Source organism: Streptomyces sp. NPDC059477 (assembly GCF_042749375.1).
Taxonomy (GTDB): Bacteria; Actinomycetota; Actinomycetes; order Streptomycetales; family Streptomycetaceae; genus Streptomyces.
Genome location: NZ_JBHYUG010000080.1, coordinates 12,760 through 37,808, shown reverse-complemented (window position 1 = coordinate 37,808; position 25,049 = coordinate 12,760). Strand labels below are relative to the sequence as shown.

The window sequence follows — 25,049 nt, the reverse complement described above, 5'->3', positions numbered from 1 at the left end:
CCCCGACACCGAGCGGTATGCGGTCGGCCCCGCGCATGCGGGGGTGTTCCCTGGTGGGCCAACCAGCACAATGCCGCCCGTTCGTCGGCCCCGCGCATGCGGGGGTGTTCTCTTGCTGCGGACGAGGTCCTCGACGCGGAAGCCCGGTACGCTCGCCGCATGATCCACGCTGTGATCTTCGACGTCGGCGAGACGATCACGCGGGACGATCGCTACTGGGCGACCTGGGCCGACTGGCTCGGCATTCCGCGCCACACCGTGTCCGCGCTTGTGGGAGCCGTTGTCGCCCAAGGCCACGACAACGCCGAGGCGCTGCGCCTGCTCCGGCCCGGCATCGACATCGCAGCCGAGTACGCCGCCCGGGAAGCGGCGGGCCGCGGCGAGCGCCTCGATGAGAGCGACCTGTACGGCGATGTCCGCCCGGCTCTCACAGCCCTGCGCGGCCTCGGCGCGCGCGTCATCATCGCGGGCAACCAGACCATCCGGGCGGCTGAACTCCTCCGCGGGCTGAACCTCCCCGCCGACCTCATCGTCACCTCCGGCGAACTGGGCGCGGCGAAGCCTGCCCCGGACTTCTTCGAACGGCTGCTGACCGCAGCAGGCATAGACGCAGCGACAGCCTTGTACGTCGGCGACCACCCCGCCAACGACATCGGGCCCGCCAAGGCCGCAGGGCTGCAAGCGGCCCACCTACGGCGCGGACCCTGGGGTCATCTCTGGGCCGACACCCCCGCGGCGGCAGAGGCCGACTATCACGTCGACAGCCTCGGCGAACTGACGGACATCGTCTCCCGCTGACCCTCCGCGAGGGGTCCCCTCCCGCCGATACGGTGGTCCGGAACGGACGAAGGGGTCAGCATGTCTGCACGTCGGATCGGCGAGCGGATCGCGTACTACCGCAGCGTTTGCCGCCCGCAGATGACGCAGCGCCGGCTCTCGGATACAGCCGGGGTCGCGCTCGGCACGATCCGCAAGATCGAGCGCGGCGAACGCGTCCCTCGTGCCGCCACCTTGGACGCGATCGCCGACGCGCTCGGAGTGGACCCGAGCGAGCTGTTGTCGGATCGGGACGCCGCGAGGACCCGGGTGCGCGACGCCCTGCCGTCGCTGTCAGCCTCCATCGCCGCGTACGACCTGCCCGATGACGGACCGGTACGGCCGCTCCCCGCACTGCATGAGGCAGTCGAGGCGGCCGAGGGATGGCGATTGGCTGCACGCTACACGCAGATCGCACAGACGCTCCCTGATCTGCTCGCCGAGCTGCTGCGAGGCTACAACGCCGAGCCACACGGCCGAGGTGACCGGTCGGCGTTGGTCGTCCGCGCGGCCCGCTCCGCCGACGCCGTCGCCTACAAGTTCGGCGCCCGCGACCTGTCTGCGCGGATGATCGAGCTAATGCGGTGGGCCGTACCGGAAACAGGAGACCCACTCCTGGTGTCGTCCGTCGCGTACGTACGTACGGAGACATTCTTCGCCGCCCGCGCCCACGCCGCCGGGCTGCGTGCGTTGGAAGCAGCGATCGACTCGTCACCAGCCTCGCACGACGTCGCGGCGGCGGCAGCGCGTGGAGCCCTGCACATGCGGGCCGCGGTCATCGCCGGACGCGCGGCCCACGCAGACGCCGCCGAGCTCCACCTGTCCGAGGCACGGGAACTGGCCAATCAGGTCAAGGAGGGCATCTACCTGGGCACCGCGTTCGGCCCGGACTCCGTCCGTATCCACGAGGTCTCGGTTGCTGTGAGCCTCGGCGACGACCACGTGGGCCGGGCCCTGGACGTAGCCCGCGAGTGGAAGCCACCCAAGTCCCTGCCTGCCGAACGCCGATCCGGGTTCTACATCGAGATGGCCCGCGCGCAGCTCTGGGCAGGGCACCCCGATGCGGCTTTCGAGGCGTTGAAGGCGGCGCGCGAGATCGCGCCGCAGCACACCCGCGAGCACCCGTGGGTCCGGCAGGACGCCTCCACTCTGCGCCGGCTGAAACGAGCGGACGCCGAGGATCTGACCCACTTCGCAGAATGGTGCGCCGCTACCTGAGTACCCCGCTCCGGGGTACTTGTGCCCTTCGGAGCGGTCCACCATTTGTCTCACGCGCAAAACCGAGCAGATGGGACCCGGGATGCCGGACGCCCCCCGCCGACGGTTGTAGGCCGCAACGTCAGCATCGCCCGCCTTTGCGGGCTGGCCTGCTTCGACTGCGGTTCTGCGGCTGGGCCTTTGCGCGAGGCAGGAAGAGTCGTGGTGCGCAGTGCGAACCAGGTGTGGCCCGTCGTCACATGCGGATGTCGCCCCGAGCGCCCCGAGGTTCCGGCCCAAGCGAGTCCCCGGCGAGGCGGTGGAGCCGTCCGGGGAGTGGCCGACTACGAAGGACTCGACGTGAACCACGCCATCGCCCGGCCGCCCGAGGGGGCGGCCCCATGACGAGTACCGTCCACCACGTCCCGGCCAAGGCGCTCTGCCTGCTTGATCTCCCAGCGTTGGATGCGCTGACCGACGCGCAGGTGCGCGGCGCGGTCTGCGTCTGGGACGCCTCCGAGCAGCCGCTGCCAACAGGGACTGCGGTCGATCTCGGCGAGCGCCAGGACGACGGAGTCCGCTGGTTCCCGCGCGCCTGCCGCACCCACACCGGACAGCAGGCGTACCGGGCGCTGCTGGACCACGCCCCCCTGTGCGGGCAGTGCACCGGCGACGCCGACAACTGCTCCACCGGCGTCGGCCTGCGCCGCCTGATGAGGGACGGGCGGCGCCCCGCGTGACGACTCAGCGACACCCCGAGCCGCCCCCGCTCCTGGGGCTACCCCTGCCGCCCCCGCAGCCGCTCCCTGGCTGCGAGCAGTGCGCCACCTGGGCGCGCGAGCGCGTGAAGGCAGCCACCGAGGGCGACGGGTCCCAGGTGTCGGACATGAACGTCCTCATCCGACGCCACCACCCGCAACCCACCAGCCACCGGGGGAAGCCATGACCGGCACCGGACAGGACCGCCCCCGCCACGGGCGGGATGAGGCGGTGACGCGGTGAACGTCGGCACCTGGCCCCAACCCGGCACCTCCCGCATGACCATCGAGACCTACCGGGTCGGCCCGGACGGCCAGCGCACCGGCCCCACCGTACGACGCACCCACCGGCCCACCCCGGGACCCCTCACCACCGTCTCCCACCGCTGGCCACCGTGCCACTGCCCCCGCTGCCGAACCGGCCGGGGGCCAAGGTCCGAGGTTCCTGAGTCCTTCGAGGGGGAGGCATGAGGCAATGTCCGCGACCGAGCCTCCCCGCGGCGGGTCTGCGGTGCTGCAAGCAGGATGCCGGTGGACCTTGTGGCGCTCATGCTGGCCCGCACATCCCGGACACCGCCGACCCCCTCGCCTCTGGATACGCACCTCGTTGCACTGCCTCCTGGAGGAACACCCGATCGGCGCCCACCGTGACGTGGGCGCTGGACGACCCGACCCGAGGCGAGGAATGGGCGGACGGATGCCCCGCCGAACGGGTACTCGTCCTGCCGGAGGCGACACCAGCACCGGCGCATCGCGATCCGAGCACTCCTAGACTGGCGCGGCCCGCCCCAAACGACAATGAGCGTGGGATTGGACATAGTTGCGCATACCCGCCATCCATTGACGCATCCCGACCGGGGCCTCAGTCTGATCCCACTGAATGAAAACGGGGCTCCTCCCGGATAGAAGCGCAGGTCAGGAAGTGTCGGCCCCGCGCATGCGGGGGTGTTCCGAGGTACAGGGTCCGCGTTGTCGTCATACCGGCGTCGGCCCCGCGCATGCGGGGGTGTTCCGGGGGTAGCGGACTGGCTCGCGGTGCCGACCATGTCGGCCCCGCGCATGCGGGGGTGTTCCGCGGCGCCGCCCTCTCGTTCCTCGGTGTGCCGGGTCGGCCCCGCGCATGCGGGGGTGTTCCTCTCGGTGTCGTGGCAGTGGTCCATGCAGCCTCGTCGGCCCCGCGCATGCGGGGGTGTTCCCCGTCATCGGCTGCCGCTCGCTCGCGCAGCCCGGTCGGCCCCGCGCATGCGGGGGTGTTCCGTTGAGGCCGAGGCGGAGAACGCCGGCTCCTCCGTCGGCCCCGCGCATGCGGGGGTGTTCCAGCGTGAGCGCCGTGAGCGCGAGGATCTCGCGCGTCGGCCCCGCGCATGCGGGGGTGTTCCCAGGGGCCCCTGGGTGCGGCTGTGGTCGGCGAGGTCGGCCCCGCGCATGCGGGGGTGTTCCCTGGCGGTGCTGGACGTACGCGGCGTTGACGCAGTCGGCCCCGCGCATGCCGGAGTGTTCCGGGCCGCGCCGAGAGCCCGGCCCGAGCTGGCTAGTCGGCCCCACGCACACCGGAGTGATCCGGGGGCATCGGCCCCGCCATCGCAGTGGCCCCCACACCCCTCGCCGCACCCACCCCCTCCAACACCGCCGACAACCGCTCCAGCACCCCCACCGCCTCCGCCAGTTCACGCTCCCCGAAGGCCTCCGCCAGCCGGTCCGCGTACGCCGCGTGCCCCGGGTCGATCTCGCCGACCGCCGTCAGGCCCGCCTCCGTCGCCGCGAGGAGCTTGGCGCGGCGGTGGGACGGGTTGGGGCGGTACTCGGCGAGGCCGCGGTCGACCAGCAGGTCGGCGATGCGCTGCACGCTCTGCCGGGTGATGCCCATGGCGCGGGCGATCCCGGCCACCGGCAGCGGCTCGCGCAGTACCGCGCCGAGCACCTGCCACCAGGCGGCGGTCAGACCGGCGGGCCGGGCCAGTTCCTCGGCGACGGCCAGGAACTGACCGTTCAGCCGGAACGTGCCGAGCGCGGCCCGGCTCAACAAGTCCTGCCGCTCCCGGCTCGGCAGATCCTCCCGCTCCCGGCTCACGCCACTCCCGCCCGCGCCAGCACGCCGTACGCCTCCGCGTCGGAGTCGTGGAACAGCCGGTACCAGGCGTCCAGCGTCTCCGTCTCGTACACCCCGAGCCGGCGGAAGATCTCCCGCGCGAACGCGACCGGCTCGGTCGGGCCGGCCGTGATCAGGTCGCCGTCGGTGACCGCGTCGGCCTCTACGTAGTGCGCGCCGCCCGCGTAGCCGGTGGCCGCCAGGTAGAAGGAGACGGCGGCCGTGTGGGCGCGGTCGTCCAGCAGGCCCTCCCGGGCGAGCCCGGCGGTGGCCCCGCAGATCCCGGCCACCGGCACCCCTGCGGCCAGGAAGGCGCGGGCCGTGCGGGTGAAGGGGGCGAGGTCGGCGCCCGAGTCCCAGAGGTCCGCGCCCGGCAGGATCAGCAGGGACGAGTCCTCCGGCCGTACGTCCGTCAGCGCCACGTCGGGCCGTACCCGCAGGCCGCCGATGCTCGTGACCTCGGCGGTCGTCGGGCCGACCGTGCGGATCTCGTATCCCGCGCGGGCCAGATGGGCCGTCGCGTGGCCGGTCTCCCAGTCGGCGAAGGTGTCATAGACGGCCAGGTGGACGGGGCGGACGGGCTTGCGGCTGCTGTTCATGATGTCCTCGCTCGCTTTCGGTCCCTGGTGATTGCCGTGCGCCATGCGATTATGACAGTAGACTGTCATGGTGACAGCTTGCTGTCAATCTTCCTGCTGCCTGGTCGCCTCCGGCCGGCTCCCCGAACCGTCGACAACGTGTCGCGGAAACCCCGGGACCGCAGACAGGACGCCGATATCGCGCCCGTATCGCGGGCATTTACGCTCCCCGCATGACCCCTCAGTCCATCCAGTCCGACCCGCAGGCCGGGGCCGCCGTGAAGGCGGCGGACCGCGCGCATGTCTTCCACTCCTGGTCCGCCCAGCAGCTCATCGACCCGCTCGCCGTGGCCGGCGCGGAGGGGTCGTACTTCTGGGACTACGACGGCAACCGCTATCTCGACTTCACCAGCGGGCTCGTCTACACCAACATCGGCTACCAGCACCCGAAGGTCGTCGCCGCGATCCAGGAGCAGGCCGCGCGGCTGACCACCTTCGCGCCCGCCTTCGCCGTCGAGGCCCGTTCCGAGGCGGCCCGGCTGATCGCCGAGCGCACCCCGGGCGAGCTGGACAAGATCTTCTTCACCAACGGCGGCGCCGACGCCATCGAGCACGCCGTACGGATGGCCCGGCTGCACACCGGCCGCCCCAAGGTGCTGGCCGCCTACCGCTCGTACCACGGCGGCACCCAGCAGGCCATCAACATCACCGGCGACCCGCGCCGCTGGGCCAATGACACCGGCACCGCCGGGGTCGTGCACTTCTGGGGGCCCTTCCCCTACCGCTCCCGCTTCTACGCGGACAGCGAGGAGCAGGAGTGCGCGCGGGCGCTGGAGCACCTGGAGACGACGATCGCCTTCGAGGGGCCGTCGACCGTCGCCGCGATCGTGCTGGAGACGGTGCCCGGCACCGCCGGGATCATGGTGCCGCCGGACGGTTATCTGGCGGGCGTGCGGGCGCTGTGCGACCAGTACGGGATCGTGCTGGTGCTGGACGAGGTGATGGCCGGGTTCGGGCGGACCGGGGCGTGGTTCGCCGCCGAGCACTTCGACGTCGTACCGGACCTGATGACCTTCGCCAAGGGCGTGAACTCGGGATACGTCCCGCTCGGCGGCGTCGCCATCTCGCCGGAGATCGCGGAGACCTTCGGCAAGCGGGCCTATCCGGGTGGGCTGACCTACTCCGGGCACCCGCTGGCCTGCGCCGCCGCCGTCGCCACCATCGAGGTGATGGCGGAGGAGGGTGTCGTGGAGAACGCGGCCCGGCTCGGGGAGAGCGTCGTCGGGCCCGCGCTGCGGGAACTGGCCGAGCGGCACGCGTGCGTGGGCGAGGTGCGCGGGCTCGGCATGTTCTGGGCCCTGGACCTGGTCAAGGACAAGGAGACCCGCGAGCCGCTGGTGCCCTACAACGCGGCCGGAGAGGCGAACGCGCCCATGGCGGCCTTCACCGCCGCTGCCAAGGCGGGCGGGATCTGGCCCTTCGTGAACATGAACCGCACCCATGTCGTGCCGCCCTGCAATGTCACCGAGGCCGAGCTGAAGGAGGGTCTCGCGGCGCTGGACGCGGCACTGACCGTCGCCGACGGGTTCACGGCGTGAGGTGAGTCCTTGAGGTGAGTCCTTGAGCTGAGTACGCCGGTCACGGGGGGACCGGCGGACGACCGGCAGAGGACCGGCAGACGATCACCGGTGGATCGGGGGGCCGTTACCCGTCAAGACGGTGGGCCCGTCGGGGGCCTGAACGCGTAAGGTGACGTGCTCGTAGACATACGTACGAGCGCGCCACCCGCGTACCCATCGAGAGGACGCCCCCGACCATGGCCGGCAGCAGCGGCAACGGCGGAGTGACCCGCAACACCCTGCGGCAGCAGATCGCCGACGCGCTGCGCGACGAGGTGCTGGCCGGGCGGCTGCCTCCCGGGCAGGCGTTCACCGTGAAGGAGATCGCCGAGCAGTACGGGGTGTCGGCGACGCCGGTGCGCGAGGCGCTGGTCGATCTGTCGGCGCAGGGGCTGCTGGAGGCCGACCAGCACCGGGGGTTCCGGGTGCGGGAGTACTCGGTCGAGGACTTCCGGGGGCTGGTGGCGGCCCGTGCGCTGATCACCGACGGCATGTTCCGGGCGCTCGGCGCCGGGCACCACGGCTTCCAGGACCCCACCGCCCCGCGCACGGCCACCGCGCTCGCCGGGGTGCGGCGGCGCGGCGAGGAGGCCCAGCGGGCGGCGCGGGCCGGCGATCTCACCGTACTCATCGGCTACGACCTGCGCTTCTGGCGCGAGCTGAGCACCCTGTTCGGCAACCCCTATCTCGCGGACATCCTGCACCGGCTGCGGGTGCAGGCCTGGGTGTGCGCGGTGCAGCGGCTGCGGCCCCTGGCCGACCTGCGGGGGCTCCTGTGGGCGGAGCACACCGAGCTGGTCGACGCGCTGCGGTGCCGGGAGATCGAGCGGGCGCGGACGGTGGTCGCCGCGTACAACGCCCACGCGGTCGCGTTGATCGAGAATCCTTCGGAGCGGTGAGGGGGTCCACCTCCCTGTGCCCTGCCGTGCCCCGGGCCCTGCTGCCGCTGAGGGCATATGCGGGTCCGGGCGTCACCGAGTGGGTAAGGGACCGGCACCGAACGTGTGCACGGAGGGACCGTGCCCGGCCCGTACCGATTACGCTTCCCTGACCACCGTGCGAAGTGCGCGCTATCCGTGGAGGAGCCCTCATCTTGGCCTGTGACCTGTGGCTGGTGCCTCTCGTCGACGTGTTGTGCCACACCCCCGAAAACCCCTTCGCCGAAGAACTCGCGCAATACAACAAGGTGCTGGCCGAGGCCGGGCTGCCCCCCGTGCCGGTGTACCAGTACATGCCGGGACTGTCCGGGGACGTGGCCCCGGTCGCCGGATTCGACTACGACGCCCTGCACTTCCTGCGCCGCGCCTATCTGCTCCAGGTCTGCGGACTGCCGGTGACACCGGTCGACGAACTCGGCGGGGACTACGAGCAGCTCCTGGAGATGTTCGAGACGACGGCCCAGCAGTCCCATCTCGTCTGGCACTACGACCACGCGGGCGCCTACGTCCCCCTGGACTTCCCGCACCCGCTCGCCAACGACGAACTCCTCGCCGGGGGCGGCCCGTTGGGCTCGTCCCAGACGCTGCTTCGGGAGCTGGAGCAGGTCGCCGGGGCCATCGGCATCGACCCGGCCAACCCTCCGGCCCCGCCCCAGGCCCCGCTCGCCCCCACGGAGTTGGAGGAGCCGGCCCTCCCCGCGCCCTACGACCCCAGCCCCTTCGCCCGTGAACGCCACGTCTGGCTCGGCCTGCACGCGGCGGCGACCCGGAGCCTGGCGCAGGGGTCGATGATCGTCTTCAGTTGAAATCCGCACAGCCGGGGGGTGGGTGGATGGGTGCTGGGTGGGTGGGGTGCCTTACGGTCCACCCACCCGGTCTCAGTACGGTCTACCCACCCGGTCTCAGTGATCGCCACCCCCACCCGGCGCCACCAACCCCGTCTCGTACGCCACCACCACCGCCTGGGCCCGGTCCCGTAGCCGGAGTTTGGCCAGGATGCGGGCCACGTGGGTCTTCACCGTGGCCTCGCTGAGGGCGAAGCGGTGGGCCAGTTCCGTGTTGCTCAGGCCGGTGCCCAGGGCCTGGAGGACCTCGCGCTCACGGGGTGTCAGTACGGCGAGATCGCGGTGCAGGGCGGCGGTCCCGGTGTCCTGGGTGACGAACCGTTCGACCAGCCGCCGGGTGATCGCCGGAGCGAGCAGCGCGTCACCCGTGCGGGCCAGCCGGACGGCGGCGACCAGGTGCTCCGGCGTGACGTCCTTCAGCAGGAAGCCGCTGGCGCCGGCGGTGAGGGCGGCGTACACATACCGGTCCAGGTCGTACGTCGTCAGGATCAGGACGCGCGGCGGCTCGAAGTCCGTACCGGCGACGATGCGACGGGTGGCCTCCAGGCCGTCCAGGCCCGGCATCCGGATGTCCATCAGGACCAGATCGGGCCGGGTGCGCTCGACCGCCGCCACCGCCTCCTCGCCGTCCGCCGCCTGTGCGACCACGTCGATGCCGTCGGCGGTCAGGATCATGCCGAAACCGGTGCGGACCAGCGCCTGGTCGTCGGCGATCACCACGCGCGGGGCGGGCCCGGCCGTCACGGTGCCCCCAGCGGGATCGTCGCCCGGACCCGGAAACCGCCGGTCGGCCAGGGTGCCGCCTCCAGCGTGCCGTCATAGACCGCGAGCCGTTCGCGCAGGCCCAGCAGGCCCCGTCCGCCGCCGGGTCCGGCCGGGGCGGCGGGCGTGCCGCCGGTGTCGGCGACCTCGATCCGGACGGCGGCCGGGGTGTGCGCGACCGTCACCCGCACCCGCGCCCCGACCGCGTGCTTGACGACGTTCGTCAGCGCCTCCTGCACCACCCGGTACGCCGCCAGCTCGGCGCCCTGCGGGAGCGGCGCCGGGCTGCCGCTGACCGTGAGATCGACCGGCGTCCCGGCGGCCCGCACCCGGTCGGTGAGCGCGGTGAGCTGGGCGAGGCCGGGCTGCGGGGCCAGATCGAGATCCGGGCCGAGAGTGGGATCGGCGGCCGGGTCGGGCCCGCCGGGCGCCCCGGCCGGGCGCGGGTCGGGGGCGGGGGAAGGGGTGGAGGCGGGCTCCGCGGCGGCCATCGTCAGCAGGCCCATCACATGCCGCAGCTCGGTCAGCGCCGTACGGCCGCCCGCCTCCACCGCCAGCAGTGCCTCGCGGGCCAGGTCGGGGGCGGTGTCCATCACCTTGCGGGCCGCGCCCGCCTGGATCACCATCACGCTCACATTGTGGGTCACCACGTCGTGCAGCTCCCGGGCGATCCGGGCGCGCTCGCGCTCCACCGCGAGCCGGGTGGCCGACTCCTGCCGGGCCTGGAGGTCGCGGACCCGCTGCTGCCAGGTGTGGATGGCGTTCGCGCCGAGCCCCACCGCGAGCAGCACCAGGAACGGCACGAAACCCGGCGTGAAGTACGGGAAGTACTCGTCGTGGAAGACCGCCATCAGCACCGCCCCGGCGAGCAGACTGCCCAGCGCCCGGCGCCGGTGCGGGCTGTGCACGGCGGCGCTGTACGCGGCGACCACGCAGGACAGGAAGGTGTAGACGCTGGTGGTGTCGGGGACGGACTCCCCGCCGTGGCCCAGCCGGAACACCAGCGTCAGGGCGAGCACGGCCCAGAAGGCGGCCAGCGGGTACCTGCGGCGCACGACCAGCGGCAGCGCGGTCAGGGCGGCGAGGATCAACTCGGCGGCACCCGGGTGCGGGACGGGGCCGGGCGGGGGGAGGGTCGGGAACGCCGGGAGGGCAGGGAGCGACGGAGGCCACGGAGGCGACGGAGGTGGGGGCACCGCGACCTCCGCCCCGCCCCCGGGAACCCCTCCCCCAAGAACCCCGTCCCCGACGACTCCGCCCCCGATGCCCCCGTCCCTGATGACCCCATCCCCGAGAACCCCGCCCCCGAGAACCCCGATCGGCCCGATCGGCCGGGCAGGTCCGTCCTGGCCCATGTCCATCGCGCCGCTGACCGTGCACACCGCCAGGATGAGGGCCAGTACGGCATCGGCCGTCCACGCCCAGCGGGACGGCCGCGGCGGCGGGCCCGGTCGCAGCAGTACGGCGAGCGCGTCCCGGCGCCGCCCCAGCGCCGCCCGCGCCCGCTCCCCGATGTCCCGCGTCCGCCACGCGGCTGCCCCGACCATGCGCCCAGTGTGACAAGCACCCCCGCCCGACCACATCCCTCCCGCCGGGGACAACCTGAGGGTTGAGTACATCGATCCCGTACATCCCCGGGATGACCCGTCGCCCTCCCCCGGATGACGGACCGGATCCGTCGTCCCCGTACGGCAGTCCCCCTCGTCGTCGCGGCCGACGCCCCGGCACCGGTCCCGTACCTAGCGTCACCTCCCGTACCCCCGTACCCCATCGCCGACCCCGGGAGGGTCCATGACCACGACCGCGAGCACGACCGCGCCACCGCCCGCCGCCGACCGGCCCGTCATCGAACTCCGGGGGGTGAGGCGGGCGTACGGCGAGGGCGGGCCGCCCGCGCTCGACGGGATCGATCTGACCGTGCGGGCCGGGGAGGCGCTGGCCGTGCTCGGGCCGTCGGGGAGCGGGAAGTCGACGCTGCTCCATCTGATCGCGGGTCTCGACCGGCCGACCGGCGGCAGTGTCACCGTCGACGGGCTGCGGGTCGACCGGCTGGGCGAGGCCGCCTCGGCGCGCTACCGGCGGTCCCGGATCGGCCTGATCTTCCAGTTCTTCAATCTCCTGGACGATCTGACGGTCGCCGACAATGTCCTGCTGCCCGCCCAGCTCGCGGGCCTGCCGCGCGCCGAGGCCCGGCGCCGGGCCGCCGGACTGCTGGCCCACCTGGGCATCGAGCGGCACGCGGGCACCTACCCGGGCCGGCTGTCCGGCGGGGAACGCCAGCGGGTCGCCGTGGCCCGCGCCCTGATGAACCGTCCGGCGCTGCTGCTGGCCGACGAGCCGACGGGCGCGCTGGACACCGCGTCCGGGGAGGACGTACGGGACCTGCTGGCCACACTCAACGCCGACGGGCAGACGATCGTGCTGGTCACGCATGATCTGGGGCTGGCCAAGTCCTGCGCGACGCGCACGATCGAACTGGTGGACGGGCGCGTCGTACGCGATGTGCGGCAGGCGCGGGGCACGGCGGCGGTGTCGCCGTGAGCGCGCTGGGCAGGGTGGTGCGGGCCGGGGTCGGGCGGCGCCGGGTGCAGACGGTGGTGATGGTGCTGACCACGCTGGTCGCCGTCACCGCGTCCGTGGTGGCGATCGGGGTGCTCGCCGCGTCGCGGGCGCCCTTCACGCAGGCGATGGCCGAGCAGCGGGGGGCCCAGCTGTCGGCGCAGTTCAGCGGCGAGGTGACCGCCTCCGAACTGGCCGCCACCGCCCGCGCCTCCGGCGTGAGCGCGGCGGCCGGTCCCTTCCGGACCGTCGAGGCCCGGCCGCGCACGGTCTCGGCGTCGGACATGGTCCCGGCGGGGGTGACCCTGCCGGCGCTGGCCGTCGCCGGGCGGGCGGACGCACAGGGTCCGGTGGACCGGCTGGAGCTGGTCGAGGGCGAGTGGGCCGACGAGCCCGGCGAGATCGTGGTGGCCGACGGGGACGGCGTGCTGCGGCCCGGCACCGAGGTGGACTTCCCCGATCTGCCGGGCACCCCCGCCCTGACCGTGGTCGGCGTGGCCCGCTCGGTCACCGGCACCGCCGACGCCTGGGTGACCCCGGCGCAGGCCACCGCCCTGGCACCGGAGGGCGCGGAGGGCGCGGAGGGCGCGGAGGCGACGTACCAGATGCTCTACCGCTTCCACGACGCCGGTACGGAGGCGGAGGTGACCGCCGCGCGGAAGGTGATCGCGGACGCCGTGCCCGAGGGGACGTTGAGCGGGACGCGCTCCTACCTGGCCGTCCAGGAGGAGCGGCTGGCGAACACCCTCGCCTTCGTGCCGTTCGTGGCCGCGTTCGGGGTGCTGGGGCTGGCCATGTCGGTGCTGATCATCGGGATCGTGGTCAGCGGGGCGGTGGGCTCCGCCCGGCGCCGGATCGGCATCCTCAAGGCGCTCGGCTTCACCCCGGCCCAGGTGGTGCGGGCGTACGTCGCCCAGGCCCTGCTCCCGGCGGCGCTCGGCTGCGCGCTCGGGACGGTGCTGGGGCAACTGCTGGCGGGCCCGGTGCTGGGCACCGTCGAGGACGCCTACGGCGGGGCGACGGCCGCGCTGCCCTGGTGGGTGTACCTGGCCGCGCCCGGCCTCGCGCTCGCGCTGGTCGCCGTGGCCGCGCTGGTGCCCGCGCTGCGGGCCGGAGGGCGGCGCAGCGCGACGGCGATCACGGTGGGGCGCACGCCCGGCGGCGGGCGCGGGCGGCCGGCCCGGCGGCTGACCGGGCGGCTGCCGGTGCCGCGCGCGGTCGGCCTGGGGCTGGCGCAGCCGTTCGCGCGTCCGGCCCGCACGGCGACGACGGCCGCCGCCGTCGCCCTGGCCGCCCTCACCGTGACCTTCGCGACCGGGCTCGCGCTGTCGCTGGGCGCGGTGCAGTCGCACCGGCTGCTGGACTCGGCGGCGCCGGTCGTGGTGGACACCGGCCCGGTGGGCGGCCCGCCGGGCGCCGAGGCCATGCCCGCGCCCGGTCAGCAGTCCGCCGCGGAGGCCGACCCGGACGAGGTCGCCGCCGTCCTGGACGCCCAGCCGGACACCCGCCGCCACTACCGCACGGTCGGCGCCGAGGTCTCCGCGTCCGGCGTGACCGGCCGGACGACCGTGACGGGATACACCGGCGACGCCCGCTGGGGCGCCCCGCGGCTCGTCTCGGGGAGGTGGTTCGAGGCACCCGGCGAGGCGGTGGTCACCGAACGGTTCCTGCGGGCGGCCGGCGTCGGCGTCGGGGACACGGTGACCCTCTCCGAGGACGGGCGCCGCACCACCGTCGAGATCACGGGCGAGGCGTTCTTCACCGAGAACGACGGCATGACCGTACTGACCCCCGCCGCCACCCTCACCCCCCTCGACCTGGACACCGGCCCCAGCCGCTTCTACGTCGAGCCCGAGCCCGGCGTCTCCGCCGCCGCGTATCTCTCCACCCTGACCGGCGCCCTCGACGGCACCGGCGCCTTCGCCCACCCGGCCGGGGACGGCTCCTCCAGCGTGATCGTGGCCATGGACGCGCTGATCGCGACGCTCACCCTGCTGCTGGTCGCCGTCGCGGGCCTCGGGGTGCTCAACACGGTCGTCCTGGACACCCGCGACCGCATCCATGACCTGGGCGTCTTCAAGGCGCTCGGCATGACACCCCGGCAGACCGTCGGCATGGTCCTCACGTCCGTCGCCGCCGTCGGGCTCGCCGCGGGGGTGGTGGGGGTGCCGCTCGGCGTCGCCCTGCACCGCTTCGTGACGCCGCTGATGGGCGACGCCGTGGGGATGGACCTGCCCGAGTCCTTCCTCACCGTGCTCTCCACGCCGGTCCTGGTGCTGCTCGCGCTGGGCGGCCCGGTGATCGCGGTCGCGGGGGCGCTGGCCCCGGCGGGGTGGGCGGCGCGCACGGACGCGGGGAGGGCACTGCGGACGGAGTAGCGGGGGGGAGGGCCCGGGGGGTGAGGGGGAAGGCAGAGGTGCGGGGCGTCCACGGGGGTGGGGCCCCGCGCCTCTGCCGTTCCTGTCCTGCTGGACCCTGCTGGACCCTGCCGAAGCCTGCCGGACCCTGCCGGAACCTGCCGGAACTCCTACAGGAACGAGTTGATCTCGATCGTCTCGTCCCGGCCCGGCCCGACCCCGATGGCGGAGATGGGCGCGCCGGACATCTCCTCCAGCGCCTTCACGTACGCCTGGGCGTTCTTCGGCAGGTCGGAGAAGGACTTCGCGCCGGTGATGTCCTCGGACCAGCCCGGCAGGTTCTCGTAGACCGGCTTCGCGTGGTGGAAGTCGCTCTGCGAGTACGGGAGGTCCTCGACCCGGCGGCCGTCGATCTCGTACGCCACACAGACCGGGATCTGCTCCCAGCCGGTGAGCACGTCGAGCTTGGTGAGGAAGAAGTCCGTGAGGCCGTTGACGCGGGTCGCGTACCGGGCGATCACGGCGTCGAACCAGCCGCAGCGGCGGTCCCGGCCCGTGGTCACACCGCGCTCGCGGCCGATCCGGCGCAGCGCCTCGCCGTCCGCGTCGAACAGCTCGGTCGGGAAGGGACCGGCGCCGACGCGGGTGGTGTACGCCTTGAGGATGCCGATAACCCGGCTGATCTTCGTCGGACCGACGCCGGTGCCGGTGCAGGCGCCGCCCGCGGTGGGGTTGCTGGACGTGACGAACGGATACGTACCGTGGTCGATGTCCAGCAGGGTGCCCTGGCCGCCCTCGAAGAGGACCACCTTGTCGGCCTCCAGGGCCTGGTTGAGGACCAGGACGGTGTCGGCGACGTAGGGCGCGAGCTTGTCAGCGTAGCCGAGCAGCTCCTCCACGACCTGCTCTATGGCGATGGCCCGCCGGTTGTAGAGCTTGGTCAGCATCTGGTTCTTCGCGTCGAGCGCCGCCTCCACCTTCTGGGTGAGGATCGACTCGTCGTAGAGGTCCTGGACCCGGATGCCGACCCGGTTGATCTTGTCGGCGTAGGTCGGTCCGATGCCGCGCCCGGTCGTCCCGATCTTCCGCTTTCCGAGGAAGCGTTCCGTCACCTTGTCGACGGTGACGTTGTACGGGGTGATGATGTGCGCGTTACCGCTGATCAGGAGCTTGGACGTGTCGATGCCCCGCTCGTTCAGACCGTTCAGCTCGGAGAACAGGACCGACGGGTCCACGACGACGCCGTTGCCGATGACCGGCGTACAGCCTGGGGACAGGATTCCGGAGGGGAGAAGGTGAAGGGCGTATTTCTGGTCGCCCACGACCACCGTGTGGCCGGCGTTGTTGCCGCCCTGGTAGCGGACCACGTAGTCGACCGATCCACCGAGCAGGTCGGTGGCCTTCCCCTTGCCCTCGTCACCCCACTGAGCACCGAGCAGCACAAGTGCGGGCACGCGCGTACACCCCTTCCGGGCGGGGCATGTCCAAGGTCAGGGGCGTACGTGGCACGCGTGTGCCTCGTACCCCGGCGACCCTCATCGGCCGCAACCCGTCGGACCGGATGCCCCGGAATAGACGAAGCCCCTGGCGCAATAGCGCAAGGGGCTCTTGCACAAAGATGCTACCCGAGGAAGCGAGGCATGGCCGAGGTGGCGACTTTCGCGACTTCCGATCAGCTGCTGGTGGTCATCGATCCGGTCGCCCGGCGAACCGACGGAGAGTCCGTACGGATCGCGAAAGACGTGCTCAGCGCGGGTGCGTCGACCAAGGTGTGTCTGCCGGACGGGCCCGAGGAATTCGCCCGCGCGCTTCAGCGGCGCGGGTCGCGGCGGCCGGTGGTGATCGGCGACGACCGCGCGCTGGCCCGTGCGGTGGCCCTGCTGCACCGGCAGCGGGAGCTGGCCGGCTGCGCGCTGTCGGTGGTGCCGGTGGGCACCCTGCTGGGCGTGGCGCACGCGCTCGGCGTACCGAGGGGCGCGGTGGCGGCGGCCCGCGCGGTGCTCGACGGCACGGAACGCCGACTGGATCTGCTGGTGGACGACAGTGACGGGGTGGTGCTGGGGGCGCTCAGTATTCCGCCGGTGACGGGGGTGGACGCGGAGGCGGGGGCGCAGGCGGAACCGGGGGGTGGGGCGGGGCGGGGGTCGGGCTATGGGGCCGGAGCCGGGAGTGGGGCTGGGGCTGGGTTCCGGTCCGGGTCCGGGTCCGGTTTTGGGGCGGGGTCCGGATTCGGGGCGGGGGCGGGGGATCTTGCCCCGGCCGGGCTGCGGGGGGCTTGGCTGCGGTCGTGCCATTCGCTGGTACGGGGGCTGGTGCCGCCTCGGGCGTCCCGTTCGGCGGGGTCGGAGGAGTCGTCCTGGCCGGGGGGCGGGGCGGGACTGTCCTGGCTGGCCCGGGGCGCGGGGGGCGGGGGTGTGGTGGCCGCGCGGCTGCGGGTGGAGGTGGACGGGGACACGCTGGTCGATCTGGAGCAGCCGGTGGAGGCGGTGTCGGTGACGCCGGAGGGCTCGGGCGAGGCGGCGGTGGAGGTGCGACCCCTGTCGGTGGGCGCGGAGGCGACCCCGCTGCGGGCGGCGGGCCGCCGGATCACCATCTCGGGCCCCGACTTCCGCTACCGCGCCGACGCGGCGGTGTCCGGTCCGGTACGGAGGCGGACGTGGACGGTTTGGGAGGGGGCGCTGGGGTTGGTGTTGCCGGGGTAGGGGGTGGGGCGGGGTAGGGGGTGGGGCGGGGTGGCGGGGGATGCGGTGAGGTGGCGGGCGCGGTGAGGGCGTGGGCGCGGCGAGGGGCACGGGGCGCGGCGAGGGCGCGGGGCGCGGTGAGGGCGCGGGGCGCGGTGAGGGCGTGGGCGCGGGGCGCGGCCCCGGTCGGGCAGTCGCCGCCAGGCGCCGGAGCGCGGGGAGCGGGGTCCGGGCGCCGAGGCGCGGGGAGCGGGTCATGGCCATGGTCGGGGGTGCGGGGCGGGGGCTGGGCCGGGGATGCGGCGCAGGGCCGGAGGCTGCGGCGCGGGGCCGGAGGCTGCGGCGCGGGGCCGGGCGTGGGCGAAAACGCGGTGCTCGGACGGGCAGGGCCACCTACGCTGCGAGCGGGCGAGAGGGCGGGGAGCGATGAGCCAGGACTTCGTGCTGGGGCGCGAGACGCTGTGGAACCCGTCCAGCGGGGCCGCCGAGCTGTTCGTACGGCATGTGCGGCTGTGGGAGGCGCCGCTGGGGGTGGCGTCGGGGGTCGGGCCGGTGAAGTGCGACGAGTACCGGATCGACCCGGCGGCCTTCGAGACGTACCTGAACGCGCTGGTGCTGGCGAGGCGGGCGCGTGTGGAGGTGGGGCGGCCGGGGCGGGCGCGTGTGGAGGTGCGGCGGCCGGAGCGGACCGAATACCGGGAGGTCCAGGTGCCGTCGCCCGGCGGGGCGGGCTGGTGGGAGGAACTGCGCGCGGCGGCGGGGGTGCCGGCGCGGAGCATGCCGGTCCGAGGGCGGGGCGTACGACGGCCCGACGGCCCGGCAGTTCGGGTGCGGCGAGCATGGCGTGGGCCGCGTGGGCGCTTCCCGTGGACTTCATGGGCGCTGCCCTTGGTCACCCTGGGCGCTTCCCCTGGACGTCAGCGCCCGAACTGCTCCATCCGATGCTCCCGCCACCGGTCCATCAGCTTCCCGATCTCCCCCTGGAGGTACTCGAAGAAGGCCAGCGTCTCGGCGATCCGCTGACCGCCGGGGCTGTCCGCGCCGAGGCTGTCGACGCCCTCGCGCAGGGTGCCCTCCCAGCGCTTGAGCACGGCATCACGGCTGGTCAGCGCCTCGTACCACTGGTCGCTGTGCACCCGGTACCGCTCCCGCCGCGACCCGGGTTCGCGCTCCCGCGAGACCATGTGGACCTGGGAGAGATAGCGCACCGCGCCGGACACCGCGGCGGGGCTGACCCGCAGCTGGGCGCCGAGTTCGGCCGAGGTCATGGCCCCGGCGTCGGACGCGAGCAGCGCGGCGAAGACCCGCGCGGGCATGCGCTGCATCCCGGCGTCGACGAGCTGCGCCGCGAACGCCTCGACGAACCTCGACACGGTCTCCGGATCCCGCTCATCCCGCTCCGCCCCGCCCGCATCCCCGCCCCGGCCCGGATCCCCGTCTCTCTTCCCCGTGTCCCGCGTCTCCGCCATCGTCCGATCATCTCCCCTGCTCGCACGCCTCCCCTGAGTGTATCCGCGATTCATACGTTTCCTTAACTTCACAAATTTGTGAAGTGAGCGTACGTTCAGAATCATGACCAAGGCAATCAGCGTCTCCGGGCTGCACAAGTCGTTCGGCCGGACGCACGCGCTCGACGGCCTCGACCTGGAGGTCGAATCCGGTGAGGTGCACGGCTTCCTGGGCCCCAACGGGGCCGGCAAGTCCACCGCCATCCGGGTCCTGCTGGGCCTGCTGCGCGCCGACTCCGGCGCCGCGCAGGTGCTCGGCCGCGACCCCTGGGCCGACGCGGTGGAGGTCCACCGCCGGATCGCGTACGTCCCCGGGGACGTGACGCTGTGGCGCAATCTCTCGGGCGGCGAGGTCATCGACCTCTACGGCAGACTGCGCGGCGGCCTCGACACGGCCCGCCGCGCCGACCTGATCGAACGCTTCGAGCTGGACCCGACGAAAAAGGGCCGGACGTATTCGAAGGGCAACCGGCAGAAGGTCGCCCTGGTCGCCGCCTTCGCCTCCGATGTCGATCTGCTGATCCTGGACGAACCGACCTCGGGCCTGGACCCCCTGATGGAGGAGGTCTTCCAGCGCTGTGTCACCGAGGAACGCGAACGCGGCCGGACCGTCCTGCTCTCCTCGCACATCCTCAGCGAGGTGGAGGAGCTGTGCGACCGGGTCAGCATCATCCGCAAGGGCCGGACCGTGGAGACCGGTTCGCTGGCCGAGCTGCGCCATCTGACCCGCACCAGTGTCAGCGCCGAACTCGCCGCCCCGCCCGCCGGCCTCGCCCAGCTCCCGGGCGTGCACCACCTGGACATCCAGGGCAGCCGCGTCCGCCTCCAGGTCGACTCCGACAAACTGGACGCCGTACTCCGCCGCCTCAGCGAGACCGGCGTACGGTCCCTGACCTCGTCACCGCCCACCCTGGAAGAACTGTTCCTACGGCACTACCAGGCCGACACCGACAACGCGGCCGACACCGACCCCATCGGATCCGGCCCCGGCCGTGACGAGGTGCCGTCCCGATGACCACGACAAGCCCGAAGAACCCGTCGCACCCGACCGGCCCCACCGATCCCACCACCCCCACCACGCCCACCGATCCCCCCGCCTACATCGCCCGTACCGCCCGTACCGCCCGTACCGCCCGTACCGGCCGTACCGGCCGTACCCGTCAGCTGGCCGGCACCGGCACCCTGCTGCGCTTCGCGCTGCGCCGGGACCGCGTGATGATCCCGGTCTGGATCGCGGTCAACGCCCTGATGGTGCTGACCATGCCGAACACCATCACGTCGATGTACGGCACCTCCGCCGAGCGCGCCGATCTGATCCACCAGATGGACACCAACGCCTCCCTGCGGGCCCTGATCGGCCCGGTCTTCGGCGACTCCATCGGCGCGCTGACCGTCTGGCGCGTCGGTGTCTACGCCGCCGCGCTGGCCGGGGTGACGGCCCTGCTCGTCGTCGTACGGCACACCCGCGACGAGGAGGAGAGCGGGCGGCAGGAACTGGTCGCGTCCGGGATGGTGGGCCGGCGGGCCTCCCTGACGGCGGCCCTGCTGACCGCCGGGGTCGCCAATGGCGTCCTTGCCCTGCTGATCGTGGCGGGACTGGCCGGACAGGGCATCGCGGGCGCCCTGGCGTTCGGCCTGGGCGTCGCCGGGGTCGGCATGGTCTTCGCGACGATGGCGGCGATCATGGCCCAGCTCACCGAGAGCGCACGGCTGGCCCGGGGGCTGACCGCCGCCGTGCTGGGCGCGGCGTTCGTGCTCCGCGCGGCGGGCGACTCGGCGAGCACCGACGGCTCCTCGATCCTGACCTGGCTGTCCCCCCTCGGCTGGCTGGAGAACCTGCGCCCGTACGCGAACGAACGCTGGTGGGTCCTGCTCCTCCTCGCCGCCGCCGTGGCGATCCAGGCTGCGGTGGCCTACGAACTCACCGGCCGCCGCGATGTCGGCATGAGCTTCCTGCCGACCCGCCCCGGCCCGCCGTCCGGCCGCCTGGCGACGGCGGGCGCCCTGGCCTGGCGTCTGCAACGCGGCACGGTCCTCGGCTGGAGCATCGGCTTCTTCCTCGCGGGTGTCGTCTACGGCGGTCTCACCGACGGTGTGGTCGATCTGCTCGGCGACAACGAGAGCGCCCGCCAGATCATCGAACGGATGGGCGGCCAGAGCGGTGTCACCGATGCCTTCCTCGCCTCGATGGTCAGCATGCTCGGCCTGATCGCCGCGCTGTACATCGTCGCCTCCGTCCTGCGGCTGCACGGCGAGGAGACCTCCGGCCGGGCGGAACCGATCCTCGCGAACGCGGTCGGCCGACTGCGCTGGGCCGGCGGCCATCTGCTGATCGCCTACGCGGGCTCGGCCCTGATCATGCTGATCGCCGCCCTCGGCTTCGCCGTCGGCTACGGCCAGGACCTGGGCCCCCTGCTGGCCGCCTGTCTCCTCCAGCTCCCGGCGATCTGGCTGATCGGCTCCCTGGCCGTCCTGCTCCACGGCCTCTCACCCCGTCTGGCCCCGTCCGCCTGGGCCGTGGCCGGCGCGGTCCTGCTGATCGGCTGGGTGGGCCCCGCCCTCGACGCCCCCCAGATCGTCCTCGACCTCTCCCCCTTCGGCCACCTCCCCAAGCTCCCCGGCGCCACCATGAACTGGCCCCCGGTCCTGATCCTCCTCACCCTCACCGCCCTCCTCACCACAGCGGGCCTGGCCTCCCTACGCCACCGCGACCTGACCAGCGGCTGACGGAATCCTCCAGAGCCCCGGATCCCCCGAGCCGCCACGGAGCCACAGAGTCCCGGAGCCCCGTAGATCCCCAAAACCCCTGGGACCCCTGGGACCCCCGGAGCCCCCGGAACCCCCGGAAACCTCCGGGGGTTCCCTCCCCGGCCCGCGCGTAGCGCATCGGGGGGTCACCCCACTTCCACGCTCAGCCCCTCCAGCCCTCTGATCACGAAGTTCGGCTTGCGCTGCGGGTCCGCCGCGAGGCGCAGGGTCGGGGCCTTCTCCAGGAGGGCGGTCATGGAGGCGGCCAGTTCGATTCGGGCCAGGGGGGCGCCGATGCAGTAGTGGATGCCGGCGCTGAAGGAGATGTGCGGATTGTCGGCGCGGGTGAGGTCGAGCCGGCCGGGTGCGTGGAAGACGGCCGGGTCGTGGTTGGCGGAGCCGAAGAGCAGCGCCAGTTCCGAACCCCGCGGGATCACCTGGCCGTCGATCTCGATGTCGTCCAGCACCCACCGCTCGAACAACTGGAGTGGTGTGTCGTACCGCATCAGCTCCTCCACCGCCGACGGCACCAGCGAGTGATCCGCCCGCAACGCCGCCAACTGGTCCGGGTTGCGGAACAGCGCCCACCACCCATTGACCGTCGCGTTCACCGTCGCCTCGTGCCCGGCGTTGAGCAGCAGCACCGCCGTGGAGATCATCTCCTGCTCGGTGAGCCGGTCCCCCTCGTCATGCGCCTCGATCAGCCCGGAGATCAGATCCTCCCCCGGCGCCTTGCGCCGCTCGGCGATCAGTTCCCGCAGATACTCCGAGAACTCCACCGACGCCCGCACCGCCCGCTCCGCCGTCTCCGGCGCCGGCTTCAGCTCATACATCCCGCAGATGTCCGCCGACCAGGGCCGCAGCGGCGCCCGCTCCCCCTCCGGGATCCCGAGCATCTCCGCGATCACCGCCACCGGCAACGGCTCCGCCACCTCCGCCAGCAGATCACCTCCGCCCCGTCGCACCAGACCGTCGACCAGCTCACCCGCCAGCCGCTCCACATAGGGCTTCAGCCGCTCCACCGTCCGCGGCGTGAACGCCTTCGACACCAGCCTCCTGATCCGGGTGTGGTCCGGCGGCTCCAGGTCGAGCATCCCGTGGTCGTTCAGCGTGTGGAACGGCTCCTGCTGCGCCGGCGGCGCCGTCCGCCCGAAGTCCTCGTGCGAGAACCGGTGCTGATACGTCCGCCCCAGCCGCCGGTCCCGCAGCAGCGCCGACACATCCGCGTGATGCGGCACCAGCCACTGATCACTGGGCTCGTACCGGATCACCCGCCCCCGCGCCCGAAGCTCCGCGTACGCGGGATACGGGTCCGCCAGAAAGGCCGGATCCCAGGGGGCGAACACCTGCGAAATCTCACCTATTGCCATGAACGGACGCTAGCCCGACGATCCACCCCCTGACCAGACCGTTCCCCTCCCCTTGCCTCCTCTTCCCTCGCCTTCCCTCCTCCCCCTCGTTCCTCCTCCCCTCGCCCGGTGGTCCCGCGCTCAGCTCGGCGTGACCAGTCGGGCCTCGTACGCGAACACCGCGGCCTGGGTGCGGTCTCTCAGCCCCAGCTTCACCAGGACCCGGCTGACATGCGTCTTGATGGTCGACTCGGCGACAACCAGCCGCTCCGCTATCTCCGAGTTGGACAGCCCCTGCGCGATCAGCACCAGCACCTCCGTCTCCCGCTCGGTCAGATCGCCGTACGCCGCCTGCGCGGAGGACAACAGCCGCGGGGCGTCGGCCAGCTTCGAGAACTCCGTGATCAGCCGCCGGGTGACCGACGGCGCCAGCAGCGCCTCCCCGCCGGCCACCACCCGCACCCCGTCGGCGAGCTGCCGCGCCGAGGCGTCCTTGAGCAGGAAGCCGGAGGCTCCCGCCCGCAGCGCCTGGTACACGTACTCGTCCAGGTCGAAGGTGGTCAGCACCAGCACCTTGGCGCCGTCGTCCGCGGCGACGATCTCCCGGGTGGCCTCGATGCCGTTCAGCTCGGGCATCCGGATGTCCATCAGCACCACGTCCGGCGCCAGCTCGCGCACCCGCTCGACCGCCTCGCGGCCGTTGACGGCCTCGCCGACCACCTCGATGTCCGGCATCGCGTTCAGCAGGACCGAGAAGCCCTCGCGCACCATCATCTGGTCGTCCACGATCAGTACGCGGATCGTCATGCGTCACCCCCCTCGCCCACCCGGGCCACCGGCAGGAACACCGCCACCTCGTACCCTCCCTCATCCATCGCCCCCGCCGTCATCTCGCCGCTCAGCATGGAGACCCGCTCGCGCATCCCGGTGATGCCGTGCCCCGCGCCCGGCGAGGGCTTGATCAGGGACGGGTTGGGCGGCGGGTCGTTGACTATGCGCAGCCCCAGCCCGCCGAGCACATAACCCACCTCGACCCGCGCCGCCGCGCCCGGCGCGTGCCGCAGCGTATTGCTCAGCGCCTCCTGCACTATCCGGTACGCCGACAGCTCCACGCCCTGCGGCAGCTCCCGCACCGCGCCGGTGACCGTCTTCTCCACACCCAGGCCGGCGTCACGGACGTTGTCCAGCAGCCGGTCCAGGTCGGCGAGGGTGGGCTGGGGGGCGTCGGGGGCCTCGTAGTCCTCGGCTCTCACCACGCCGAGGACGCGGCGCAGCTCCGTCAGCGCGGCGACGGCGTTCTCCCGGATGGTGACGAAGGCGCGCTCCAGCTCGGGCGGCGGATTCTCCACCCGGTAGGGCGCCGCCTCGGCCTGGATCGCGACCACCGACATGTGGTGCGCCACGACGTCGTGCAGCTCGCGGGCGATGGTGGTGCGCTCCTCCAGCAGCGTGCGCTTGGAGCGCTCGTGCTCGGTCACCGTCTGCTGCGCCGTGACCTCCTGCTTGGCCTGGCGGACCACCTGTCTGGCCTCGCGGCGTATGTGCCCGACCGAGACGACGAGCAGGACCAGCGCGGAGACCATCAGCATCGGTCCGACGGTGCCGCCGCCGGCACCCGAGCCGAGAGCGGTCGCGGCGAACAGGCCGTACCCGGCGGTCAGCAGCCACATCCAGGCGGCGGTGCGCGGCCGGGTCCGTATCCCGACGATCGTGAGCACGGCCAGGTGGCTGGTGAAGGTCCCGCCCGACCAGGGCCAGTCGTCCCACTCGCCGGTGAACATCCCGGCGATCGGGGTGACCGCCATGGATATCCAGAAGGCACCGACCGGCCGCACCAGCGTGGCGAGCACGGGGATCAGGCAGAGCAGCCCGGTCAGCAGCGGCACGGGATCGTGAGAGCCGCTGAACCAGCCGGCCAGGAACGCGATCATCCCCAGCCCGGCCACCACCGCATGCGGCGTATAGGCGACATACTCCCGCAGCCGGCCCCGCAGCCGCCGCGTGAACGGCCCCTCCATACTCATCCTGGCCAGCGGCCGATACACGAACGCGTCGTGCATCAAATCCTGCCGGAGGCCCCGAAGGGCATCCATGGCCATCCGGAACTCCGGGCTGCGCTCGTACGCCCCGCCCTCACCGCCCGGCGAGGTCGGAGCCATCTGGGTCGTCTCCGTCACACCCAAAACGGTATGCGTCCACCCGTGTCGCCGTCGTCACCAGTGAGAGGGGTCATCGCGGGTCCCTC

Annotated in this window: 20 protein-coding genes, 1 pseudogene and 1 CRISPR repeat array; of the genes and pseudogenes, 12 read left to right on the top strand and 9 right to left on the bottom strand. The window is 72.9% G+C overall.

Translation table 11 applies throughout. The annotated features are described in order from the left end of the window. Positions 1–159 precede the first annotated feature (159 nt). The 3 genes from ACFXAZ_RS30195 to ACFXAZ_RS30185 all read left to right on the top strand — a co-directional run bounded on the left by ACFXAZ_RS30195 (position 160) and on the right by ACFXAZ_RS30185 (position 2,753). Positions 160–798, top strand: coding sequence for an HAD family hydrolase (locus ACFXAZ_RS30195; RefSeq protein ID WP_384597592.1), 639 nt, complete (start codon positions 160–162; stop codon positions 796–798). 60 nt (positions 799–858) lie between these two features. Next, positions 859–2,034, top strand: coding sequence for a helix-turn-helix domain-containing protein (locus ACFXAZ_RS30190; protein WP_384597590.1), 1,176 nt, complete (start codon positions 859–861; stop codon positions 2,032–2,034). A 380-nt stretch (positions 2,035–2,414) separates the two neighbouring features. Next, positions 2,415–2,753, top strand: a complete 339-nt coding sequence (locus ACFXAZ_RS30185; protein ID WP_384597588.1) for a hypothetical protein — start codon at positions 2,415–2,417, stop codon at positions 2,751–2,753. 942 nt (positions 2,754–3,695) lie between these two features. After that, positions 3,696–4,333: a CRISPR direct-repeat array (repeat unit 28 nt; unit sequence GTCGGCCCCGCGCATGCGGGGGTGTTCC). A 47-nt stretch (positions 4,334–4,380) separates the two neighbouring features. On the opposite strand, the pseudogene ACFXAZ_RS30180 reads toward ACFXAZ_RS30185, so the two are convergent. Then, a pseudogene (locus ACFXAZ_RS30180) lies at positions 4,381–4,821 on the bottom strand (MarR family winged helix-turn-helix transcriptional regulator); the annotation flags it as partial. Between the two features lie 17 nt (positions 4,822–4,838). Next, complete coding sequence (locus ACFXAZ_RS30175; protein WP_384597598.1) at positions 4,839–5,459, bottom strand: type 1 glutamine amidotransferase family protein; 621 nt, start codon at positions 5,457–5,459, stop codon at positions 4,839–4,841. Between the two features lie 212 nt (positions 5,460–5,671). Here ACFXAZ_RS30175 and ACFXAZ_RS30170 point away from each other — a divergent pair, with 212 nt between their 5' ends. The 3 genes from ACFXAZ_RS30170 (at position 5,672) to ACFXAZ_RS30160 (ending at position 8,801) form a co-directional block, all read left to right on the top strand. After that, a complete protein-coding gene (locus ACFXAZ_RS30170; protein WP_384597586.1) occupies positions 5,672–7,036 on the top strand; it encodes an aspartate aminotransferase family protein in 1,365 nt (454 codons plus the stop codon). A 218-nt stretch (positions 7,037–7,254) separates the two neighbouring features. Beyond that, positions 7,255–7,956, top strand: a complete 702-nt coding sequence (locus ACFXAZ_RS30165) for a GntR family transcriptional regulator (RefSeq protein ID WP_384597584.1) — start codon at positions 7,255–7,257, stop codon at positions 7,954–7,956. 194 nt (positions 7,957–8,150) lie between these two features. Continuing rightward, positions 8,151–8,801 carry a hypothetical protein gene (locus ACFXAZ_RS30160; RefSeq protein WP_384597582.1) on the top strand — a complete coding sequence of 217 codons (651 nt, stop codon included), beginning with the start codon at positions 8,151–8,153 and terminating at the stop codon, positions 8,799–8,801. Positions 8,802–8,897: 96 nt separating this feature from the next. Here ACFXAZ_RS30160 and ACFXAZ_RS30155 read toward each other — a convergent pair whose 3' ends face one another. Together ACFXAZ_RS30155 and ACFXAZ_RS30150 are read right to left on the bottom strand one after the other, a co-directional pair. Further along, a complete protein-coding gene (locus tag ACFXAZ_RS30155) occupies positions 8,898–9,584 on the bottom strand; it encodes a response regulator (RefSeq protein WP_384597580.1) in 687 nt (228 codons plus the stop codon). Continuing rightward, the gene (locus ACFXAZ_RS30150) at positions 9,581–11,149 is read right to left on the bottom strand and encodes a sensor histidine kinase (protein WP_384597578.1); all 1,569 of its coding nucleotides are present in this window, start codon (positions 11,147–11,149) and stop codon (positions 9,581–9,583) included. Before ACFXAZ_RS30150 ends, ACFXAZ_RS30155 begins: the two co-directional genes overlap by 4 nt. A gap of 244 nt (positions 11,150–11,393) precedes the next feature. On the opposite strand from ACFXAZ_RS30150, the gene ACFXAZ_RS30145 reads away from it, so the two are divergent. Then, a complete protein-coding gene (locus tag ACFXAZ_RS30145) occupies positions 11,394–12,143 on the top strand; it encodes an ABC transporter ATP-binding protein (RefSeq protein WP_384597576.1) in 750 nt (249 codons plus the stop codon). Beyond that, the gene (locus ACFXAZ_RS30140; protein ID WP_384597574.1) at positions 12,140–14,539 is read left to right on the top strand and encodes an FtsX-like permease family protein; all 2,400 of its coding nucleotides are present in this window, start codon (positions 12,140–12,142) and stop codon (positions 14,537–14,539) included. Before ACFXAZ_RS30145 ends, ACFXAZ_RS30140 begins: the two co-directional genes overlap by 4 nt. 149 nt (positions 14,540–14,688) lie before the next feature. Here the strand turns inward: ACFXAZ_RS30140 and ACFXAZ_RS30135 are convergent, their stop codons facing one another. Continuing rightward, positions 14,689–15,972: an adenylosuccinate synthase gene (locus ACFXAZ_RS30135; RefSeq protein WP_384597573.1), complete on the bottom strand. Its 1,284-nt coding sequence runs from the start codon at positions 15,970–15,972 to the stop codon at positions 14,689–14,691. Positions 15,973–16,158: 186 nt separating this feature from the next. On the opposite strand from ACFXAZ_RS30135, the gene ACFXAZ_RS30130 reads away from it, so the two are divergent. Together ACFXAZ_RS30130 and ACFXAZ_RS30125 are read left to right on the top strand one after the other, a co-directional pair. Continuing rightward, positions 16,159–17,220: a diacylglycerol kinase family protein gene (locus tag ACFXAZ_RS30130; protein ID WP_384597571.1), complete on the top strand. Its 1,062-nt coding sequence runs from the start codon at positions 16,159–16,161 to the stop codon at positions 17,218–17,220. A gap of 405 nt (positions 17,221–17,625) precedes the next feature. Beyond that, complete coding sequence (locus ACFXAZ_RS30125) at positions 17,626–18,222, top strand: DUF6086 family protein (protein WP_384597569.1); 597 nt, start codon at positions 17,626–17,628, stop codon at positions 18,220–18,222. On the opposite strand, the gene ACFXAZ_RS30120 is transcribed toward ACFXAZ_RS30125, so the two are convergent. After that, positions 18,117–18,668 carry a GbsR/MarR family transcriptional regulator gene (locus ACFXAZ_RS30120; RefSeq protein WP_384597568.1) on the bottom strand — a complete coding sequence of 184 codons (552 nt, stop codon included), beginning with the start codon at positions 18,666–18,668 and terminating at the stop codon, positions 18,117–18,119. The two genes, ACFXAZ_RS30125 and ACFXAZ_RS30120, sit on opposite strands and share 106 nt — an antisense overlap. 103 nt (positions 18,669–18,771) lie before the next feature. On the opposite strand from ACFXAZ_RS30120, the gene ACFXAZ_RS30115 reads away from it, so the two are divergent. Both ACFXAZ_RS30115 and ACFXAZ_RS30110 read left to right on the top strand, forming a co-directional pair. Then, positions 18,772–19,722, top strand: a complete 951-nt coding sequence (locus ACFXAZ_RS30115; RefSeq protein WP_384597566.1) for an ATP-binding cassette domain-containing protein — start codon at positions 18,772–18,774, stop codon at positions 19,720–19,722. A gap of 86 nt (positions 19,723–19,808) precedes the next feature. Beyond that, the gene (locus ACFXAZ_RS30110) at positions 19,809–21,434 is read left to right on the top strand and encodes an ABC transporter permease (protein ID WP_384597596.1); all 1,626 of its coding nucleotides are present in this window, start codon (positions 19,809–19,811) and stop codon (positions 21,432–21,434) included. Positions 21,435–21,601: 167 nt separating this feature from the next. Here ACFXAZ_RS30110 and ACFXAZ_RS30105 read toward each other — a convergent pair whose 3' ends face one another. The 3 genes from ACFXAZ_RS30105 to ACFXAZ_RS30095 form a co-directional block, all read right to left on the bottom strand. Beyond that, complete coding sequence (locus tag ACFXAZ_RS30105; RefSeq protein WP_384597564.1) at positions 21,602–22,825, bottom strand: cytochrome P450; 1,224 nt, start codon at positions 22,823–22,825, stop codon at positions 21,602–21,604. Between the two features lie 120 nt (positions 22,826–22,945). Continuing rightward, positions 22,946–23,611, bottom strand: a complete 666-nt coding sequence (locus ACFXAZ_RS30100; RefSeq protein WP_384597562.1) for a response regulator — start codon at positions 23,609–23,611, stop codon at positions 22,946–22,948. Continuing rightward, the gene (locus ACFXAZ_RS30095) at positions 23,608–24,981 is read right to left on the bottom strand and encodes a sensor histidine kinase (RefSeq protein WP_384597560.1); all 1,374 of its coding nucleotides are present in this window, start codon (positions 24,979–24,981) and stop codon (positions 23,608–23,610) included. The genes ACFXAZ_RS30100 and ACFXAZ_RS30095 overlap by 4 nt, the downstream gene beginning before the upstream one ends. Positions 24,982–25,049 lie beyond the last annotated feature (68 nt).